The sequence below is a fragment of the Streptomyces sp. DH-12 genome (assembly GCF_002899455.1).
Classification (GTDB): Bacteria; Actinomycetota; Actinomycetes; order Streptomycetales; family Streptomycetaceae; genus Streptomyces.
This window is the reverse complement of record NZ_PPFB01000001.1, coordinates 7,064,498-7,083,409: the sequence shown is the minus strand read 5'-3', so window position 1 is coordinate 7,083,409 and position 18,912 is coordinate 7,064,498. Positions and strand designations below refer to the sequence as shown.

The 18,912-nt window shown below is 74.7% G+C and carries 17 protein-coding genes; 9 read left to right on the top strand and 8 right to left on the bottom strand.

The genetic code is table 11. The annotated features are described in order from the left end of the window. The first annotated feature begins 267 nt into the window (after nucleotides 1-267). The gene (locus tag C1708_RS31220; RefSeq protein WP_106415832.1) at nucleotides 268-1,785 is read left to right on the top strand and encodes an MFS transporter; all 1,518 of its coding nucleotides are present in this window, start codon (nucleotides 268-270) and stop codon (nucleotides 1,783-1,785) included. A gap of 10 nt (nucleotides 1,786-1,795) precedes the next feature. Here C1708_RS31220 and C1708_RS31215 read toward each other — a convergent pair whose 3' ends face one another. Then, nucleotides 1,796-2,845 carry a zinc-binding dehydrogenase gene (locus C1708_RS31215; RefSeq protein ID WP_106416571.1) on the bottom strand — a complete coding sequence of 350 codons (1,050 nt, stop codon included), beginning with the start codon at nucleotides 2,843-2,845 and terminating at the stop codon, nucleotides 1,796-1,798. Between the two features lie 90 nt (nucleotides 2,846-2,935). Here C1708_RS31215 and C1708_RS31210 point away from each other — a divergent pair, with 90 nt between their 5' ends. Then, nucleotides 2,936-3,514 (top strand): TetR/AcrR family transcriptional regulator, encoded by a 579-nt coding sequence (locus tag C1708_RS31210; RefSeq protein WP_106415831.1) that lies wholly within the window; start codon nucleotides 2,936-2,938, stop codon nucleotides 3,512-3,514. A 10-nt stretch (nucleotides 3,515-3,524) separates the two neighbouring features. On the opposite strand, the gene C1708_RS31205 is transcribed toward C1708_RS31210, so the two are convergent. Further along, nucleotides 3,525-3,992: a universal stress protein gene (locus C1708_RS31205; protein ID WP_106415830.1), complete on the bottom strand. Its 468-nt coding sequence runs from the start codon at nucleotides 3,990-3,992 to the stop codon at nucleotides 3,525-3,527. Between the two features lie 590 nt (nucleotides 3,993-4,582). Between C1708_RS31205 and C1708_RS31195 the strand changes: the two genes are divergently transcribed. Further along, nucleotides 4,583-6,142: an SDR family oxidoreductase gene (locus tag C1708_RS31195; protein WP_106415828.1), complete on the top strand. Its 1,560-nt coding sequence runs from the start codon at nucleotides 4,583-4,585 to the stop codon at nucleotides 6,140-6,142. A gap of 137 nt (nucleotides 6,143-6,279) precedes the next feature. Beyond that, nucleotides 6,280-7,422 carry a polyprenyl synthetase family protein gene (locus C1708_RS31190; RefSeq protein WP_106415827.1) on the top strand — a complete coding sequence of 381 codons (1,143 nt, stop codon included), beginning with the start codon at nucleotides 6,280-6,282 and terminating at the stop codon, nucleotides 7,420-7,422. A 60-nt stretch (nucleotides 7,423-7,482) separates the two neighbouring features. On the opposite strand, the gene C1708_RS31185 is transcribed toward C1708_RS31190, so the two are convergent. Beyond that, nucleotides 7,483-8,061: a Dps family protein gene (locus tag C1708_RS31185; RefSeq protein ID WP_106415826.1), complete on the bottom strand. Its 579-nt coding sequence runs from the start codon at nucleotides 8,059-8,061 to the stop codon at nucleotides 7,483-7,485. A gap of 182 nt (nucleotides 8,062-8,243) precedes the next feature. On the opposite strand from C1708_RS31185, the gene C1708_RS31180 reads away from it, so the two are divergent. Next, entirely contained in the window at nucleotides 8,244-8,744 is a 501-nt protein-coding gene (locus C1708_RS31180; RefSeq protein WP_106415825.1) for a GNAT family N-acetyltransferase, read from the top strand. A 322-nt stretch (nucleotides 8,745-9,066) separates the two neighbouring features. Here C1708_RS31180 and C1708_RS31170 read toward each other — a convergent pair whose 3' ends face one another. Together C1708_RS31170 and ctaD are read right to left on the bottom strand one after the other, a co-directional pair. After that, on the bottom strand, nucleotides 9,067-9,441 hold the full coding sequence (locus C1708_RS31170) for a hypothetical protein (RefSeq protein ID WP_106415824.1): 375 nt from the start codon (nucleotides 9,439-9,441) through the stop codon (nucleotides 9,067-9,069). Further along, complete coding sequence (gene ctaD, locus C1708_RS31165; protein WP_198602658.1) at nucleotides 9,441-11,156, bottom strand: aa3-type cytochrome oxidase subunit I; 1,716 nt, start codon at nucleotides 11,154-11,156, stop codon at nucleotides 9,441-9,443. The genes C1708_RS31170 and ctaD overlap by 1 nt, the downstream gene beginning before the upstream one ends. A 313-nt stretch (nucleotides 11,157-11,469) precedes the next feature. Here ctaD and C1708_RS31160 point away from each other — a divergent pair, with 313 nt between their 5' ends. Beyond that, nucleotides 11,470-11,712 (top strand): hypothetical protein, encoded by a 243-nt coding sequence (locus tag C1708_RS31160; RefSeq protein WP_106415822.1) that lies wholly within the window; start codon nucleotides 11,470-11,472, stop codon nucleotides 11,710-11,712. Nucleotides 11,713-11,736: 24 nt separating this feature from the next. Here C1708_RS31160 and C1708_RS31155 read toward each other — a convergent pair whose 3' ends face one another. Next, the gene (locus C1708_RS31155; protein WP_106415821.1) at nucleotides 11,737-13,479 is read right to left on the bottom strand and encodes a SpoIIE family protein phosphatase; all 1,743 of its coding nucleotides are present in this window, start codon (nucleotides 13,477-13,479) and stop codon (nucleotides 11,737-11,739) included. Nucleotides 13,480-13,806: 327 nt separating this feature from the next. Here C1708_RS31155 and C1708_RS31150 point away from each other — a divergent pair, with 327 nt between their 5' ends. The 3 genes from C1708_RS31150 (at nucleotide 13,807) to C1708_RS31140 (ending at nucleotide 17,359) form a co-directional block, all read left to right on the top strand. Continuing rightward, nucleotides 13,807-14,175, top strand: coding sequence for an STAS domain-containing protein (locus C1708_RS31150; RefSeq protein WP_106415820.1), 369 nt, complete (start codon nucleotides 13,807-13,809; stop codon nucleotides 14,173-14,175). Between the two features lie 176 nt (nucleotides 14,176-14,351). Continuing rightward, nucleotides 14,352-15,164 carry an alpha/beta fold hydrolase gene (locus C1708_RS31145; RefSeq protein ID WP_106415819.1) on the top strand — a complete coding sequence of 271 codons (813 nt, stop codon included), beginning with the start codon at nucleotides 14,352-14,354 and terminating at the stop codon, nucleotides 15,162-15,164. A gap of 125 nt (nucleotides 15,165-15,289) precedes the next feature. Continuing rightward, on the top strand, nucleotides 15,290-17,359 hold the full coding sequence (locus C1708_RS31140) for a SpoIIE family protein phosphatase (protein WP_106415818.1): 2,070 nt from the start codon (nucleotides 15,290-15,292) through the stop codon (nucleotides 17,357-17,359). A gap of 12 nt (nucleotides 17,360-17,371) precedes the next feature. Here C1708_RS31140 and C1708_RS31135 read toward each other — a convergent pair whose 3' ends face one another. Both C1708_RS31135 and C1708_RS31130 read right to left on the bottom strand, forming a co-directional pair. Beyond that, a complete protein-coding gene (locus C1708_RS31135; RefSeq protein WP_106415817.1) occupies nucleotides 17,372-18,400 on the bottom strand; it encodes an NAD(P)/FAD-dependent oxidoreductase in 1,029 nt (342 codons plus the stop codon). Continuing rightward, entirely contained in the window at nucleotides 18,397-18,912 is a 516-nt protein-coding gene (locus C1708_RS31130; RefSeq protein ID WP_106415816.1) for an isoprenylcysteine carboxyl methyltransferase family protein, read from the bottom strand. The genes C1708_RS31135 and C1708_RS31130 overlap by 4 nt, the downstream gene beginning before the upstream one ends.

Sequence of the window (18,912 nt, the reverse complement as noted above, 5' to 3'; positions counted from 1 at the left end):
CGGGCAGGTCGCCGGTCAGGCACGACCGGGCGGTGAGGCCTCCGGCCGTTGGTCAGGCGTCCGGTCAGGCGTCGCCCGTGACCGGGCCCTCGGTCGTGTGCTTCTGCGTCACCGGCCCGCGGCAGGTCCACGGCGCGCGGGCCGCGGATGCGCCGACCGAGCCGGACGGAGGGGATCGGCGGGCGGCTTTTTCCTGGCACGCCGGGTGTGCGCCGGGCCCGGCCGGGGAACATGTTCGCCCTGTTCGGGCCTGCGAGAGGACTGCGTGTGACAGCGTCGGCGTCAGGGGCGGGCGACCGGCAGCCCGGTGCCCAGGGAGACGCGTACGAGCCGGATCCGCGCCGGTGGCGAGCCCTGTGGGTCACACTGGTGGCCGGCTTCATGAGCCTGCTGGACGTCACGATCGTGGCGGTCGCGCTGCCCACCGTGCAGAAGGACCTGGGGGCCTCCCCCGCCGAGGTGCAGTGGGTGGTGTCCGGCTACGCGCTGACCTTCGCCCTGGCCCTCGTCACCGCGGGCCGGCTCGGGGACGCGCTCGACCGGCGGAAGATCTTCCTGATCGCCCTGTGCGGCTTCGTGCTGTGCAGCGCGGCCTGTGGCGCCGCCCCCGACATCACCCTGCTGGTCGTGGCGCGTCTCGCGCAGGGGCTGGCGGCCGGTTTCATGGCGCCGCAGAACTCGGCGCTGATCCAGCAGATGTTCCGCGGCGCCGAACGCGGCCGGGCGTTCGGCTACTTCGGCGCGACCGTCGGCATCTCCTCCGCCTCCGGGCCCGTCGTCGGCGGCGCGATCCTCGCCCTGGCCGACGGCATGCAGGGCTGGCGCTGGATCTTCTACGTCAACGTGCCCATCGGCGTCCTCGCCGTGCTGCTGGGCCGCCGCCTGCTGCCGCGGACCCGGAAGTCGGGACGGGGCCACGTGGACGTGCCCGGCGTGCTGCTGCTCGGCCTGGGCGTGCTGGCGTTCATGTTCCCGCTGGTGCAGGCGGAGGCCGGCGGGCTGAGCCGGCTGTGGTGGCTGTTCCCGGTCGGCACGGCGGTCCTCGCCGTGTTCGTCCGGCGGCAGCGGCGGCTGCTCGCCCGGGGGACGACGCCGCTGCTCGACCCGCGCCTGTTCTCCACCGTGCGCGGTTACGCCGTCGGCGCGGGCGTCGGCACCCTGTACTTCGTCGGCTTCAGCGGTGTCTGGCTGGTCTTCGCGCTGTTCTACCAGGAGGGACTGCGCTACTCGCCGCTGGAGTCGGGCCTCGCCGTGACCCCGTTCGCCATCGGCTCGGCGGGGGCGGCGGTGGTGTCCGGGCGGCTGGTCGACCGGTTCGGGCGGCTGCTCACCGTGTGGGGCCTCACGGGCGTGATCGTGGGCCTCGGCACGACCGCCCTGCTGCTGCGTCTCGCGCCGCTGGACCACGCGCCCTGGCTCGCCGCGCCGGCGCTGTTCATCGGCGGCATCGGCGGCGGGTTCGTCGTCTCGCCCAACATCACCATGACGCTGCGGCACGTGCCGGTGCGGATGGCGGGCGCGGCGGGCGGCGCCCTGCAGACGGGGCAGCGGCTCGGCGCGGCGGTCGGCACCGCCGCCCTGCCGGGTCTGTTCTACCTGACGCTCGGCCGGAGCGACGACTTCCAGACGGCCCTTTTCCTCGCGCTGGGCGCGGCCCTCACGGCGATGCTGGCGTCGCTCGCCCTGGCGGCGTACGACTGGACGCGCGACCGGCGCAGGCGCGCGGCGCACGAGGGGTGCCCGGAGGAGGTCGCCCACAGTCCGGTGCACTCCCGGCAGACCTGACGCCGGCCGGTCAGCGCGCCGCCGGCGCCCCGGGATGCAGGACGATCTTCCCCACGTGCCTCCTGCGGGCCAGTTCCTCCTGCGCCCGCGCCGCCCGGTCCAGCGGGTGCACCGCGGCGACGACCGGCTCGACGGCGGCCCGCCGGGCCAGGTCCATGAGCAGGCCGAAGTGCGCCGGCGTGTGCATCGCGGAGCCGATCACCTGGACGTTGTGCAGGTAGAGACGGCGTACGTCCAGGGTCACCCGGTAGCCGCCGAGCGCCCCGGCGATCACCCAGCGTCCGCCCTCGCGCAGCAGCGGCACCGCCTCGCTCACCAGGTCCCCGGCGACCACGTCCAGAGCGACGTCGACGCCCTCGGGCGCGGCGGCGCGGATCCCCGCGACGACGTCCCCCGCCCGGTCGACGACGGCGTGCGCGCCCGCCTCACGTACGGCGTCGGTCTTCGGGCCGCTGCTGACGGCGACCACCCGGGCGCCCCGGGCGCGGGCGATCTGCACCAGCGCGAGACCGACTCCCCCGGACGCGCCCGTCACCAGCACCGTCTCGCCCTCGCGCACCCGCCCGCGTTCGATCATGCCGAGTGCCGTGCCGTAGGCGGTGGGCAGGGAGGCGAGCTGGTCGTCCGTGAGCGGGGAGCCGGTGACGTCGTGCAGGCGCTCCACCGGGGCGACGACGAACTCGGCGTAGCCGCCGTCGCGTTCGCTGCCCATCAGGCCCACCGGGTGGGCGTCCGGGCCGTCGCCGTCGTAGAGCGCCGGGTCGACCACCACGCGGCGGCCGAGGAGACCCGCGTCGCCGCCGGGGCCCACGGCCTCGACCCGGCCCGCCACGTCGGCGCCCTGGATGCGGGGGAAGGCGACCGGTCCGCGCCAGCCGGAGCGGGCCTCCGGGTCGCCGGGGCGGCCGTAGGCGCCCTCGCGGGTCCACAGGTCGGTGTTGTTCAGGGCCGCCGCCGCGACCCGCACCAGCGCCTCGCCGGGCCCTGGCGTGGGCACGGGCACGTCGACCGTCTCCAGCACCTCCGGTCCCCCGTGCCGTGTGATGCGCACCGCGCGCATGTGCTCGGACAAGGCCCTCACCTCCTCATGGGTACACTGATCTGTATACCTTTCGCCCCACCGTACACCGATCAGTGAAGGTCCGTGCGCATGGACAGCAGCAGCGACGTCCCTCCCCTGACTCCCGCCGGGCTCCGCATCGTGGCCGCGGCCGAGGAGCTGTTCTACGAGCGCGGCATCACGGCGGTCGGGGTGGACCTGATCGCCGAGCACTCGGGCGTGACCAAGCGGACGCTCTACAACCGGTTCGGGTCGAAGGACAATCTCGTGGCGGCTTACCTGTCCGGACGCGACCGGCGCTGGCGGTCGGCGGTCCGCGCGGCCGTGGACGCCGGCGGCAGCGCCGAGGAGGCCGTCACCGCGCCGTTCGAGGCGCTGAAGAGCTGGACCGGGACGTACGCCCGGGGCTGCGCCTTCCTCAACGCCCTGGCCGAACTGCCCGATCCGCGGCACCCCGGACACCGCGTCGCCGCGGAGCAGAAGCGCTGGCTGCTGGGCCTGTTCGAGGAGCTGGCCACGGCGGCCGGCTGCGCGGACCCGGCCACGCTCGCCGCCCGGCTGTTCGTCCTGCACGAGGGCGCGGTGGCCACCCGCCCCCTGTCCCTCGGCACGGTCGCGGCGGCCACGGACCTGGCCCGGGAACTGGTGCGCACCGCGGCGCGCGGGTGAGCCGGGCCTCTCACTCCCCCTCGCCGATACCGGTGGCCGTGTCCTCCCGGACCACGACGACCGGGCAGGCCGCGTGCTGCACACAGTGCTGGGCGACGGAGCCGAGCAGCAGGCCGGCGAAGCCGCCCAGGCCCCGGCTGCCGACCACGAGCAGGGACGCGTCCCGTGCCGCGCGCAGCAGCACACTGGCCGGCGTGCCGTACCGGACCTCCGTGCGGACGTCCACCGACGGCCGCACGCCCAGCGTCTCCTCGACGCACCGGGTCAGATCCTCGCGCGCCCTGGCCTCCAGGGCCTCCTCGTCACCGCTCGACGGGGGCAGCCAGCCCAGCGCGCCGTGGTACTGGGGGTAGTCCCAGGAGGTCAGCGCCTGCACGGTCCCTCCGGTGAGCGCGGCCTGGCGGGCCGCCCAGCGCAACGCCTGCCGCGACGACGGCGAGCCGTCCACCCCGACCACGACGCGGTCCTGCTCGTCCACGCTCTCTCCTCACGCTCGGCCCGGGGCGGCCGGCGTGCGCCCCGCCCGGTCTCCAGCCTCCGGCGGACGGCGCCGGATGCCGAGCCCAGCGGGTCCGTACGGGGCAGCGGGGCCTCGCGGCGGATCGATCCGCCGCGAGCCGCCCACCCGAGAGGCGCCTCGTCGGTCCCGCACGAAGTGCGGCTCCCGGGTCGTCCAGCCGTTGCCGCGCGGCCCCGTACCGGGTGCCGTCGTCGGTGCGGACGAGGGGCGCCGGAAGTGCGTGGTCCGGGCCGTCCGTCCGCCAGGCGTCCGGGGTCGTGCCCAGTGCCGCGTCCGCCGACGGACGGACGGGACGCCGAGCCGCAGCCGCGGGCCGACGCCGGTGCCGAGGCCCTGGGCAGCGGTGACGCCGGCCGTCGGTCCGGGCGGCAGGGCCCGGCGCGGTCCCCGGTGACGGCCGGCCTCCCCCCGGGTCACCCGTACGGGTCCCCGCCGCCCGTCCTCCTGCCTGCCGACTTCGTCCCCGCGCCGTCTGACGGCGCGCGGTACCGGGCGCGTGAGGTGAGGATCGGGGACAGGATCCGGTGTCACATCGACCGTGCGGAGGGATGACCGTGGACGGGCAGGGCCAAGGGAACGGCGCGGGACCGCACTGCCTGGTCACCGGGGCGTCGGGGTACGTCGGCGGACGCCTGGTCCCCGCGCTCCTCGAGGCCGGCCACCGGGTCCGGTGCCTGGCCCGCTCCCCCGACAAGCTGCGCGACCACCCGTGGGCGCGGGACGTCGAGACGGTGCGCGGCGACGTCACCGACGCCTCGTCCGTCGCCGGGGCGATGGAGGGCGTCGACGTGGCGTACTACCTGGTCCACGCGCTCGGCGCCGGTGCGGACTTCGAGGACACCGACCGCCGGGCGGCCCGCACCTTCGCCGAGCAGGCGCATGCGGCGGGGGTGCGCCGGATCGTCTACCTCGGCGGACTCACCCCGTACGGGGTGCCCGAGCACACCCTCTCGCCGCATCTGCGGTCCCGCGCCGAGGTGGGGCGGATCTTCCTCGACTCGCCGGTGCCCGCGACCGTGCTGCGGGCCGCCGTCGTCATCGGCTCGGGGTCGGCGTCGTTCGAGATGCTGCGCTATCTCACCGAGCGGCTGCCGGTGATGGTCACCCCCAGTTGGGTGCACACCCGCACCCAGCCCGTGGCGGTGCGCGACGTGTTGCGCTACCTGGTCGCCTCGGCGAGGATGCCGCCCGACGTCGACCGGGCCTTCGACATCGGCGGCCCGGACGTGCTGACCTACCGGGACATGATGCGCCGCTACGCCGCGGTCGCCGGGTTGCGACGGCGGGTCATCCTGCCCGTGCCGGTGCTCACGCCCGGTCTGTCCAGCCACTGGGTCGGGCTGGTCACCCCGGTGCCCGCCGCGATCGCCCGGCCGCTCACCGAGTCGCTGCGCCACGAGGTGGTGTGCCGCGAGCACGACATCGCGCGGTACGTGCCCGACGCCCCCGGCCGGCCCCTGCCCTTCGACGAGGCGCTGCGGCTGGCGCTGGCGCGGGTGCGGGAGGCGCAGGTCGCCACCCGCTGGTCGTCCGCCTCCGTGCCGGGCGCGCCGAGCGATCCGCTGCCCACCGACCCCGACTGGGCCGGCGGCAGCCTCTACCGGGACGAACGGGACCAGGTGGTGCCCGCGTCGCCGGAGGCGCTGTGGAAGGTGATCGAGGGCATCGGCGGCGAGCACGGCTGGTACTCCTTCCCGCTGGCGTGGGCGGTGCGCGGGCGGCTGGACCGGATCGTCGGCGGGGTGGGGCTGCGCCGTGGACGGCGCGACCCGCACCGGCTGCGGGCGGGAGACTCCCTGGACTTCTGGCGGGTGGAGGAGATCGAACCGGGGCGGCTGCTGCGGCTGCGCGCCGAGATGCGGCTGCCGGGCCTGGCGTGGCTGGAGTTGCGCGTGGAGACGGACGGTGCGGGCCGCACCCGGTACCGGCAGCGCGCCCTGTTCCATCCGCGGGGCCTGCTGGGCCACGCGTACTGGTGGTCGGTGTCGCCCTTCCACGCCCTCGTGTTCGGCGGCATGGCCCGCAACATCGCCCTCGCGGCGGCCGAGGGCGCGGACGGACCGGCCAGCCGGCGGACCCGCCGGCGACGGACAGGCGTCCGCCGCTGATGTCCGGTCCGGTACCTCGGGAGGCGCGCGGGCGCTCCGGGCCGTCGCAGGCGCCGGAAAAGGTCGACGGACCCTTTCCCGGGTACCCGGGGGCGAGCGCGAGCGGGCGGGCGGCGGACGACGAAAAGGGGCTGTGCATGCGTGAACTGCGGTCGGCGACGGAGGAACCGGCGGACCGGGCCGGTGGACCGTTCACCGCCGACGCCGCCACCGGGGCCGTGGGGCGGGTCCTGGGCGAGGTGCTGGACGAGCGGATGTCCGGGGCCTACGACCTCGACGCGGTGTTCGCCCGTGACGTGGCGGGCCGGGTCTCCGCATTCGCCCGGCGCGGCGGGAAGCGGCTGCGCACGGCGTTCGCCTGGTGCGGCTGGCGGGCCTCGGGCGGTACGGGCGACCCCGGCCCGCTGCTGCGGACGGGCGTGGCGCTCGAACTGGTGCAGACGTGCGCGCTCGTGCACGACGACGTGATGGACGGGTCCCGTCTGCGGCGCGGGGCGCCCTCGATGCACGTGGACCTGACGCGGATGCACCGCGCGGAGGGCATGACGGGCGACGCCGAGTCGTTCGGGCACTCGGCGGCGGTCCTGGCCGGCGACCTGGCCCTGGCCTGGGCGGACGACCTGATGACGGACGTCGCGCTCGCCTCCCCGAACGGGCCCCGGGTGTACCGGGAGTGGCGGGCGATGCGCGAGGAGATGGTGGCCGGGCAGTACCGCGACCTCCAGGCGCAGGCGGCCGGCGCGTCCGGCGTCGAGGAGGCGCTGACCATCGCGACGCTGAAGAGCGCCCTCTACACGGTCGAGCGGCCGCTGGCCCTGGGCGCGTCGCTGGCGGGGGCGGACGAAGCGGTGACGGCGGCGCTGCGCGCGGCCGGCCGGTGCGCGGGGCTCGCCTTCCAGTTGCGGGACGACCTGCTGGGCGCCTTCGGCGATCCGGCGCTGACCGGGAAGCCGGTGGGTGACGACCTGCGGAGCCGCAAGCTCACCTATCTGCTGGCCGTCGCCCTGGAACTCGGCAGGACGACCGGGGACGAGGAGGCCGTGGCGCTCCTCTCCCCCGGCGCACCCGCGCTGCCGGAGCGCGCCGTGGAGAGCGTACGGGCGGTGCTGGAACGGACGGGTGCCCGGGCCGTGGTGGAGGAGAAGATCGCGGAGCTGGCGGACTCCGCTCTGCGGCACTTCGGCGAGACGGACGCGGGCGACGCGGTACGGCGGGAGTTCGCCGCGCTGGTCGCCCGCGCGTCGGGCATCACGGCCTCGCAGGTGCGGGAAGCGGTGTGAGGCCCGGGCCCGCCGCGGTCCGGGCCGGATCGTGCTGGGCCGCCGATGCGGGAGCGCCGGTCAGGGCTGGCGGCGGGCCTGCTCCGCGGCCTGGTCGGCGGCGCCGGTCTCGGTGGTGGCGCCGCGCGTGCTGAGCTTGCCGCCGCTGGACTCGAGGTGGGCGCGGACGAACCACTGGAACAGCTCAAGGCCGCGCAGCTGCTCGATGAGCATGTCCTGGGTGACCGGGTCGGCCTCCTCGGTCTCCCGCATCGCCTCCCGGTGGTCCTCGATGATGTTCGTGTACACGACGTCCAGTGCGCCCAGGTGCTCGATCGCCTCGGCCCGGCCGATGGAGTAGTCGTTCCAGGTGCGCGCGCCGACCAGCGCGCCGGGCGTGCCGTTCGGCTCGCCGCCGAGCGTGGAGATCCGCTCGGCGATGTCGTCGGTCATGTCCCGCACCTTGTCGACCTGAGGGTCGATCATCTCGTGCACGGCGATGAAGTGCGGTCCGACGACGTTCCAGTGGATGTGCTTCAGGGTCAGGTGCAGGTCGTTGAGGGAGTGGAGTCGCATCTGCAACAGCTCGATGATCCGTCCGCTGTCCTGGGTGCGCAGGCCCGGCACGGTGTACGAGGGTTCGGCAGGCGGTGACGACACGATGGGCTCCTTGCGATCGTCCGATGCTCGGACATCCAGATAAGCGGTTCGTCGGCCGTTTGCGGCGTTCACCGCTGTGCACCCCCGCGCATCTCACCGGTCTGGAGCAGTGGGCCACGATCTCCACGGTCCACTCGCATATTCCTTTGCCGGGCGGGGCGGCGCGTGGTTGGCTCCGGCACATGACCTGGCTTCCGCGTGACTTCGTCCACCCCCTGCACGTCGACATCCCCGGCGGCGCGGGCCACCGGCTGCGCCCGATCAGCGGCGCGGACGCGCCGCTGGACTATCCGGCGGTGATGGGATCGCGCGAGCGGCTGTGGTCGGTCTTCGGGCCCGCCTGGGGCTGGCCCCCGGCCACCATGACGTACGAGGCGAACCTCGCCGACCTGGAGCGGCACGCCGCCGAGATCGAGGCGCACGAGTCGTTCAACTACACGATCGAGAACCCGGAACGCACGGCGTTGCGCGGCTGCGTCTACATCGACCCGCCGGAGAAGGAGGGCGCGGACGCGGAGATCTCCTGGTGGGTGGTGGACGACGAGGCGGGCGGCCCGCTGGAGCGGGCGCTGGACGCGTTCGTCCCGCGGTGGATCGCCGAGGACTGGCCGTTCGAACGGCCCCGTTTCATCGGCCGGGACCTCACCTGGGAGGAGTGGCTGAAGCTGCCGGACCTCGGTTAGGGATCAGGGGGCCGGCGTCGCGAGGGTGCGCGCGGTCCCGCGGAGGCCGGCCGCGTCACGGCTCGCGCCGAACGGGCGCCGGCACTCCCGGCACCGGCAGGGGCGAGGAGGGGCGAGCCCCTTCGCACCGGCTGCGTCCCGGTGCGCGGCACGGCCGCCTTCGGGCCCGCCGTCGGGGGGAAGCCTCCCTCGCCTCCCGGAAGGCACCCCGCTGCGGGCGGGCACCACGGGTACGACGCGCGGTTCCCGCGGGCGGGGCTGTCGGTCACGGCCCGCCGGACGCCCACCGGCCGGCTCGGCCGGGTGCTGCGGCGGGCCGCCTCTAGCGGGTGAACAGCCAGAGCGCCGCGTTAATCCCGGTGCCGCAGGCCAGCAGGCCGGACGCCCAGGCCACGTGGCGTCTCAGGAGCGCCCCGCGCAGTTCGGCGTACCGGGCCTCGTACTCGCGGCGCAGTTCCTCGGCGCGGCGGACCGTCGTGCGGAGCATCTGCCGGGTGAGGTCGATGCGCCGGCCGACGTAGTGCCGGGTGAGGTCCTCGGCCTGAGCGGTGGTCAGCCACGGCAGGTCGGCGCAGAGTGCCTCCGCCTCGCGGCGGGCCTCGGCGATGTGGGACCGCGCCATCACGATGCCCTCCGCCTCGGCCATGACGGCCGAGGCGTCGTGCGCGAGGGCGCGGCGGGACCGGGCCCGCGCCATCAGCGGTCGCCCTTGTGGCCGCCGGGGTCGATCACGTCGCGCTGGCCGGTGTTCTCCGCCTGGTCGACGCCGGCCAGGGCCGGGTGGCGCAGGTCGAAGGCGGGCGACTCGGAGCGGATGCGGGGCAGGGTGACGAAGTTGTGCCGGGGCGGCGGGCAGGAGGTGGCCCACTCCAGCGAACGCCCGTACCCCCAGGGGTCGTCGACCTCGATCTTCTCGCCCTTCTGCGCGGTCTTCCAGACGTTGTACAGGAACGGCAGCGTCGACAGGCCGAGCAGGAAGGCGCCGATGGAGGAGACCGTGTTGAGGCCGGTGAACCCGTCGGCGGCGAGGTAGTCGGCGTAGCGGCGGGGCATGCCCTGGGCGCCCAGCCAGTGCTGGAGCAGGAAGGTGGTGTGGAAGCCGACGAACAGCGTCCAGAAGTGCACCTTCTCCAGCCGCGAGTCGAGCATGGTGCCGGTCATCTTCGGCCACCAGAAGCTGAATCCGGCGAACATGGCGAACACGATCGTTCCGAACAGCACGTAGTGGAAGTGGGCGACGACGAAGTAGCTGTCGTGGACGTGGAAGTCAACCGGCGGGGACGCCAGGAGAACACCCGTCAGACCGCCGAACAGGAAGGTGACGAGGAAGCCGGCCGCCCACAGCATCGGTGGTTCGAAGGACAGACTGCCCTTCCACATGGTGCCGATCCAGTTGAAGAACTTCACGCCCGTCGGCACGGCGATGAGGAAGCTCATGAAGGAGAAGAACGGCAACAGCACCGCGCCGGTGGCGAACATGTGGTGGGCCCACACCGTGGCGGAGAGGCCGGTGATGGCGATGGTCGCTCCGACGAGCCCCATGTAGCCGAAGATCGGCTTGCGGGAGAACACCGGGATGATCTCACTCACGACGCCGAAGAACGGCAGGGCCAGGATGTAGACCTCGGGGTGGCCGAAGAACCAGAAGAGGTGCTGCCACAGCAGCGCGCCGCCGTTCTCCGGGTCGAAGATCCGCGCGCCGAACCGGCGGTCCGCCTCCAGCGCGAACAGCGCCGCCGCCAGCACCGGGAACGCCAGCAGGACCAGCACGGACGTGAGCAGCACGTTCCAGGTGAAGATCGGCATCCGGAACATGGTCATGCCCGGGGCGCGCATGCAGATGATCGTGGTCATGAAGTTGACGGCGCCGAGGATCGTCCCGAAGCCGGACAGTCCCAGGCCCATGACCCACAGGTCGCCGCCCACGTGCGGGGTGCGCTCGCCGCCGCTGAGCGGCGGGTATGCCGTCCATCCGAAGTCCGCCGCGCCCTCGGGCGTGAGGAAGCTGCCCAGCACGATGAGGCCGCCGAGGGCGAACAGCCAGTACGACAGCATGTTCAGCCGGGGGAACGCCACGTCCGGGGCGCCGATCTGCAGCGGCATGATGGCGTTGGCGAACCCGGCGAACGTGGGCGTCGCGAACAGCAGCAGCATGATCGTGCCGTGCATCGTGAACGACTGGTTGTACTGCTCCTCCGACACGATCTGCATCCCGGGGCGGGCCAGTTCCGCGCGGATCACCATGGCGAGCAGACCGCCCACCAGGAAGAAGGCGAACGAGGTGATCAGGTAGAGGTGCCCGATCTTCTTGTGGTCCGTCGTCGTCAGCCAGGAGACGACCACTCGCCCCTTCCCTCGTCGTCCCTCCGCCGCCGGCACCGGGGAAAGGGGTTCAGTCGTGTGTGTCGCCATCGAGGTCCTTCGGGTCACAACGCGGAGATCGGCCGGGAGGGCGGGCACGCCGTCGCGGGCGCGATCGGCACGGGTGTGCCGGATCGACGCTATGTCAGGTAACCGGGCGTCGGGTTCTCACACCCGCCGAGCGGACGGCGACTTCACCCGTGCGAGTGGCGTCGTTCCATGAACGTCTCGTGGACGGTCCCGGGTCGTCTCCGGTCCCGGGCCGCCCCCGCGCTCCTTGCCCGGTCCCGGCAACATCGGCCCGGGGTCCGTGTCCGGGGGCGTGCAGTGTGGAGCGGCCGGAGGCCCGGTAAGGATGCGGGGCATGACCGGACGGACGAACGCGCGGCGGGAGGGACGCTCCCTGCCGTCCCGCGACCCCTCGCACAAGGACTCACCGCCTCCTGACGCCGTGGCCGACGTGGTCACCCGTTTCGAGGCGTACGCGCGGGCCCGTGCGGCCCGGGACAGCCTGCTGCCGACGGCGCGCACCAGCCCGCGGCGCGAGCAGCAGGCCTTCGACGACCTCCAGGCGGCCGTCGCCCGGCTCCGCGACGGCATGCGCTGACCGGCGGACGGGCCCTTCGCCCGCTCAGGCGGGTCCGCCGTGTCCGGGGCGGGTGCCGACGCGCACGGCGAGGAGGGCGACGTCGTCGTCGTTGTCGGCGGGGCGCGCCCTGCGCAGCAGTTCGTCGGTGAACGCCTCGACCGTGCGGTGGGCGAGCACGGCGGCGTGCCGGCGCAGCCGCTCCAGCCCCTCGTCGATGGAGTGGGTGGGGGACTCGACGAGCCCGTCCGTGTAGAGGACGAGGGTGGACCCCGGCGGCAGGACCGTCGATCCGTCGCCGCGCGGACGGTCGGCGCCGGTGCCCAGCAGCATGCCGCCGCCGTCCGTGAGGTAGCCGGCCACGCCCTCGTGGGTGACCAGGAGCGGGGGCGGGTGGCCGGCGTTGGTCCAGCGCAGGGTCCACCGCCCCTCCTCGTCCGTCCCCAGAACGGCGAGCACCAGGGTGGCCATGGAGACGTCGGTGATGCGCAGCACGGCACGGTCCACCCGCTCGACGACGCGGCCGGGCGGCTCGTTCTGGGACCAGGCGTAGGAGCGCAGCACGTTGCGGAGCTGGGCCATCCCCGCGGCGGCTTCCAGGTCGTGCCCGGAGACGTCGCCGATGACCAGCGCGGTGTCGCCGTCCCCGAGGGTGAAGGCGTCGTACCAGTCGCCGCCGACGTGGGAGGCGTCCGGGGCGGGCAGGTAGCGGGAGGTCATCTCCAGGCCGGTGACGCGGGGCAGCTGGGGCAGCAGGTAGCGCTGCATGGTCTCGGCGACCTTGCGCTGCCGCTGGTAGAGGCGGGCGTTGTCCAGGGCCAGTCCGGCGCGGCGGGTGATGTCCTCGAGCAGGGTGAGGTCGGCGGGGGTGAACGCCTCCGCCTGTTCGGACCGGCCGAGGGTCAGGGCGCCGAGCACCTCGCGCAGACCGCGGATGGGGGCGATGGCCGCCGAGTGCATGCCCGTGGCCTCGAACAGCCGGCGCTGCTCGACGGCGATGCCCGAGTCGGGGGACCGCTCGTAGGTCTCGGGGCCGGCGATGGTCGAGGAGACGCCGCGCAGGGCCCGGGACAGCGGCATCGGGGACTCGGCGGGGACGGGCGCCATCGGCCCCTCCAGATCACGGCGGGAGACCGGGACGCCGTCCTCGAGGTGCACCACCTTGGTGCGCCACACCTCGTCGTGTTCGCTGATCAGGTCGACGACCGCCCAGTCCGCGAGGCGCGGCAGCACCAGTGACACAAGACGGCGCAGCGCCTCGTCGACGGAGAGGGTGGACGTCAGCTGGGTGGTCGTCTCCGCCAGCAGGGCGAGCCGCTCCAGCTCGTCGAGCGTCCCTTCGCGGGCCGTGGCACGGCCGTGCGCCCCGGTGGCGGCCTCGCGGGGGTGGAACAGGACGAGGACCAGGGCGTCGTGGGCCCCGGCGGCACAGGGGACGATGCTCCAGGCGACGGGGAGCAGCGTGCCGTCGCCCTTCTCGTACCACTCGTCGTCGTCCTGGGCCGGGCGGCCGGCGAGGAAGGCGGGCCGCATACGGCACTGCGAGGTCGGCATGGACTCGCCGCGGGCGTTGCGGTGCAGCAGGTCGTGCGCGTCGGCGCCGACGAGTTCGGCGGCGGACCGGTCCAGCATCCGCTCGGCGACGGCGTTGACGGCGACGATCGTCCCCCGTCCGTCCACGGCGTAGGCGCCGGTGCCGATCAGGGCGAGCGTGTCGCCGATCGCCTCGCCGGGGACCGTTCCGGCGTTCTCATCTCCGGGCTCTGCCCCTTCGGCCGTCGTGTCCATGTCCCCTCCACGCCGACTGTCGCTCGGGGAACCGGTCACGGTTCCCGCGTTCCGAGTGCTCGGCCGGACCGTGGCGGAAAACCGGAAAGCACGATGTGACCCTCCAGATCATCACACGTCCCTCACCCGTGGGGCCGTCCGCCCCGGGTCCGCGGACCGCCGCGGGGGCCGGGCCGGGGCCGGTGCGGGCCCGGGAAGCGCGAGTCCCGGGGCGTGCGCGAGTCACCGGTCGGCACTTCGTAGGATGAACCGGCCGGCCGGGCACCACGAGATGGGCGGAGGTCAGGCTCACCCCGTATGCGCCGAAAACCCCGCCGAGGAGACTCCGTGTCCGTACCGGACGAGACGTTCACCGTGACCCCCCGCCCCAGCGCCACGGGCCCGTACGTCCTGGAGGTGGCCGGTGAGCTCGACCATCACACGGCCCCGCTGCTGACGGAAGCCGTCAACGAGGCGCCGTTCGGTCCGTGCGGCGTGGTGCTGGACCTGTCCGGGCTGACCTTCTGCGACTCGTCGGGGATCACCGTGTTCGTGACGGCTTACCGGCGGTCCCAGGACAAGGGGTCGCGGCTCAGCCTGGCCGGGGTCGCCCCCGCCCAGATGCGGGTGATGCGCATGGTGGGGCTGGACGAGGTGTTCACCTTCCACTCCGGCGTCGCCGAGGCGTTCCGCGCCGCCCGGCCGTCCTCGCCCTGACCTGGCCCGCCCCACGGGCAGGGCCGCAGGACGGTTCTCGTCGGGCGGTCCGAGGCGGGGCCGCTCCCGTGCGCCCGTTCGTCCCCGCGAGGCCCGCCGCGGTCGCGTTGCGGTGCTCCGGGGCGTGCCGGAGACTGGCCGGGGGCGGCGTCCGTCCCGGAGAGGGGCCGGGAGGCATGGGCGACTACGCGGACCTTCCCGGGGTCAGGACCTGGTACGAGACCGAGGGTTCCGGCGACCCGCTGGTGCTGCTGCACGGCGGCTTCTGCACCAACGACACCTGGGGCGCGCAGCGGCCCGGCCTCGCCACGGCCCACCGCCTCTATCTGCCGGAGCGGCGGGCGCACGGCCACACCCCGGACGTCGGGGGCCCGCTGACGTACACCGACATGGCCGACGACACGGTGGCGTTCCTGGAGACCGTGGTGGGCGGTCCGGCGCACCTGGTCGGCTGGAGCGACGGCGCCGTCGTCGCGCTGCTGACCGCCCTGGCACGGCCGGACCTGGTGCGCAGGACGGTGCTGATCGGGGCGAACTTCCGCCCCGCGTCCGAGGCGTTCATGGCGCCCGGGATGCTGGATGCGATGACCCCGGACAGCGCCGGCCTGGCCTTCTTCCGCGAGCTGTACGTGGCCGTCAGCCCGGACGGGCCGGAGCACTGGCCGGCCGTGGCGACGCGGGTGATCGACATGTGGCGCACCCAGCCGACGCTCGACGCCGGGGACCTGGCCGGCGTGCGGGCGCCCACGCTCGTCATGAGCGGCGACGACGACCTGATGACCCTGGAGCACACCGCGGCCCTGTACCGCGCCCTGCCCGACGCCCGGCTGGCCGTCGTCCCCGGCGCGTCCCACCTGGTGCCGCTGGAGAAGCCCGCCGAGGTCAACCGGATGGTCCTGGACCACCTCGCGGGGGGCGGGGTCGAGACGATGATGCCGGTGCTGCGCGCCGGGGCCTCCGGGCCGTCCGCCCGAGGCGGCGCCGCCTGACCTGCCGCCCCGGCGCTGGATGCCTCCGGTACGGTTTCGGCGTAGTGTCCCGGTATGGGAGAAGTTCGGGCGGCACCGGTCGACGGACCTGCCCCGCCCGCGCCGGGCGGCCGGGCGGGTGGCTGATGGACACCGCGCTCACCGAACTCGTGCGGGCGGCCGGGGCCTCCAGCGCCCTGCTCTACGTCCTCACCCCCGACCGCCGTGCCCTCTGGCTGATCCTGGTGTCCGGCGCCTCGCGCGAGATGGTCGCGCCGTGGAGCAGAGTGGCGGTGAGCGACCCGATACCGGTGGCCGACGCGGTGCGCGAGGAGCGCCTGGTGTGGGTGAACAGCCAGGTGGAGATGGCGCGACGCTATCCGCGGCCGGCGGTGGTGCTCCCTTACGACTTCGCCCTGGCGGCCGTACCGGTCGCGTCGGACAAGGGAATCCGGGGAGGGCTGGTGCTGCTCTGGCCGAGCGGGCACCCGCCGCAGCTGAGCCGCGCCGAGCACGACGCCGTCCGCGCGGGCTCCCGTCGCCTCGGCCACCTCTTCGAGCAGGCCGCCCGGCGCGGCGAGCCGCTCCTCTCCGCCGGCCGGCCGCGCATCCTGCCGCCGGAGCCGGGGCGCACTCCGACGGCTGCCGAGGCATGGGCCGGCACGGCGCTCCTCGACCGGCTGCCGGGCGGGTACGTCGCCCTCGACCTGCACGGCCGGATCACCCTCGTCACCCCGGCCGCCGCCGAACTCGTCGGCGCCGCCCCGGACCGCCTGCTGGGCGCCCTGCCGTGGGAGGTCCTGCCGTGGATGGACGTCCCCCATGTCGAGGACCGCTACCGCGCGGCGGTGATCAGCCGGGCCCCGCAGGAGTTCCGGGTGCTGCGGCCTCCCGGCACCTGGCTGTCGTTCGAGCTGTACCCGGATCCCTCCGGCATCAGCGTGCGCATCGACCGCGCCACCGATCAGCAGAACGCGGATCCGGTCGCGGAGACGGCGCGGGGTCCCGGCCGGGCCACGGTGCTGTACCACCTGATGCACCTGGCGACCACGCTGACCGAGGCCGTCGGGGTGCAGGACGTGGTGGACCAGACCGCCGACCAGCTGCTGCCCGCCCTCGGCGCCCAGGCCATGGTGCTCATGACGGCCGAGGACGGCCGGCTGAGGATAGTGGGCCATCGCGGTTACAGCACCGAGCTGCTCGCCCGGTTCGACGGCGTGCCGCTGAGCCGGGACATTCCGGGGGCGGCGGTCCTGGCCACCGGGGAGCCCGCCTTCTTCCCCACCTTCGAGCAGATGGCGGCCGCGTACCCGGAGGTGACGCACCAGGACGGCAGGGCCGCGTGGGCGGTCCTGCCGCTGATCTCCTCCGGCCACCCGATCGGCTCCCTGCTGCTCTCCTACGACCGGCCGCACGGCTTCCCGCCCAGCGAACGCGCCGTCCTCACCTCCCTGGCCGGTCTGGTCGGCCAGGCCCTCGACCGGGCCCGCCTCTACGACAACAAGGACCGCCTCGCCCACCGGCTCCAGTCGGCGCTGCTCCCCCACAGCCTGCCCCGCGTCCCCGGGCTGCGGGTCGCCGCCCGCTATCTGCCGGCCGCCCGCGGCCTGGGCGTCGGCGGCGACTTCTACGACCTGATCCGCCTCGACGAGAACACCGCGGCGGCCACCATCGGGGACGTGCAGGGGCACAACGTGGACGCGGCGGCGCTCATGGGGCAGGTCCGCACCGCCGTGCACGCCCACGCCACCGTCGGCGCGCCCCCGGACCACGTCCTGCGCGGCACCAACCGGCTCCTCACCGACCTGGACCCCGGGCTCTTCACCAGCTGTCTGTACGCGCACCTGGACCTCGGCCGCGGGCGGGCCTGCCTGGCCACCGCGGGGCATCCGCCGCCCCTGGTGCGGCACGGCGACGGGCGCACCGAGCTGCTGAGCATCCCGCCCGGTCTGCTCCTCGGCATCGACCCGACGGCCCGCTACCCGTCGCTGGAGTTCGCCCTGCCGCACGGTTGCGTGCTGGTGCTCTACACCGACGGGCTGGTCGAGGCGCCGGGGGTGGACCCCGACGACGCGACCGCCGCCCTCGCCGGTCTGGTGGAGCAGTCCGACCCCTGCGACCTGGACGCCATGGCCGACACGCTCGTCCGGCACGCCCCCACGCCCGGCGACGACATCGCCCTGCTGCTCCTCAGCCCCGATCCGGACTGCGGGTGACCGCCCGCCGGCTCACCCGAGGGCTTGGACCGCCGCGGCGAACAGCCGGGGCAGGCGCGCGGCCACGGGGACGATGTGCGGGGCGAGCGCGGGCTGCTGGCGCGCCCTGACCAGCGCTTCCGTCAGGACGCGGTAGCGGCGGGTGACGCGGGCCCAGTCGGCGTCGTAGCGGCCGGGCGTGCCGGTGCGGAGGTTGGCGACGAGGGCGCGGGCGCCGGTGAGGGCGAGGCAGACGCCCTCACCGGTCAGCGCGTCGACGTATCCGGCGGCGTCGCCGACGAACAGGACCCTGCCGTGCACGCGGGTGCGGGAGCGGCGGCGCAGGGGGCCGGCGCCGCGGACCGGGGTGACGGCCGTGTGCGGCGGGAGGCGGGCGGCCAGCTCGGGGAAGCCGGCCAGCTGGACGTCGTAGGGGGCCCGGTGCGCGGTCAGCAGGGCCACGCCGACCAGTTCCGGGCCGAGCGGGGTGACGTAGGCCTCGGCGTCCGGTCCCCAGTGCACCTCGACGCGGGACGACCAGGGCGGCACGGCGTAGTGCCGGCGCAGTCCGTAGCGGGGCGCGGTCCGGGCCGGGCGGTCCAGGCCGAGGGAGCGGCGCACGGGTGAGTGGAGGCCGTCGGCGGCGACGAGCCACCGGGCGCGCAGTCCCGCCCCGGGGACGGTCACGCCGTCCGCGTCCTGCCGTACGCCGTCCACGCGCAGCGGGAGGACGGGCACGCCCGCGTCGAGGACCGCCCGGTGCAGGACGGTGTGCAGGTCGGTGCGGCGGACGCCGAGGCCCCGCTCCCGGCGGAACGCGGCCTCGACGCGGCAGGGCCCCTGCACGTAGCGGATGCCGGTGAGGGGGTGACCGGGGGCGTGCAGGCCGAGGGCGGTGAGGGCGCGGACGGCGCCGGGCATCAGGCCCTCGCCGCACGCCTTGTCGACCGGGGCCGGGCGGGGTTCCGCGACGACGGTGTCCAGGCCGGCGCGGGCGGCGTGCAGGGCGGTGGCGAGGCCCGCCGGTCCGCCGCCGACGACGAGGAGGTCGGGGCGTCTCACGCGGGCACCGCGCGGGTGAGGGCGGCGTTCTCGCAGCGGATGCGCACGGTCAGCAGCACCGCGTCGGCCAGCGTGAACACGGTCGCCGTGATCCACGCCGAGTGCACCAGGGGCAGGGCGGCGCCCTCGACGACGACGGCGACGTAGTTGGGGTGGCGGAGGAAGCGGTAGGGACCGCCGCCGACGAGGCGGGCGCCGGGGACGACGATGACCCGGGTGTTCCAGTACGGGCCCAGCGTGACGACGCACCACCAGCGCAGGGCCTGGGCGAGCAGGGCGAGCGCCAGCGCGGGCCAGCCGAGGGCGGGCAGGAACGGGCGGCCGGCGAGGAGGGGTTCGAGCAGGCAGCCCGCGAGCAGGCCGGTGTGCAGGACGACCATGACGGGGTAGTGGCCGCGGCCGTGCTCCACACCGGCCCGTGCGCGGGTCCACGCCGCGTTGCGGCGGGCCGTGACGAGTTCGGCGAGGCGTTCGACGGCCACGGCGAGGACGAGCAGCGTGTACCAGGTCAT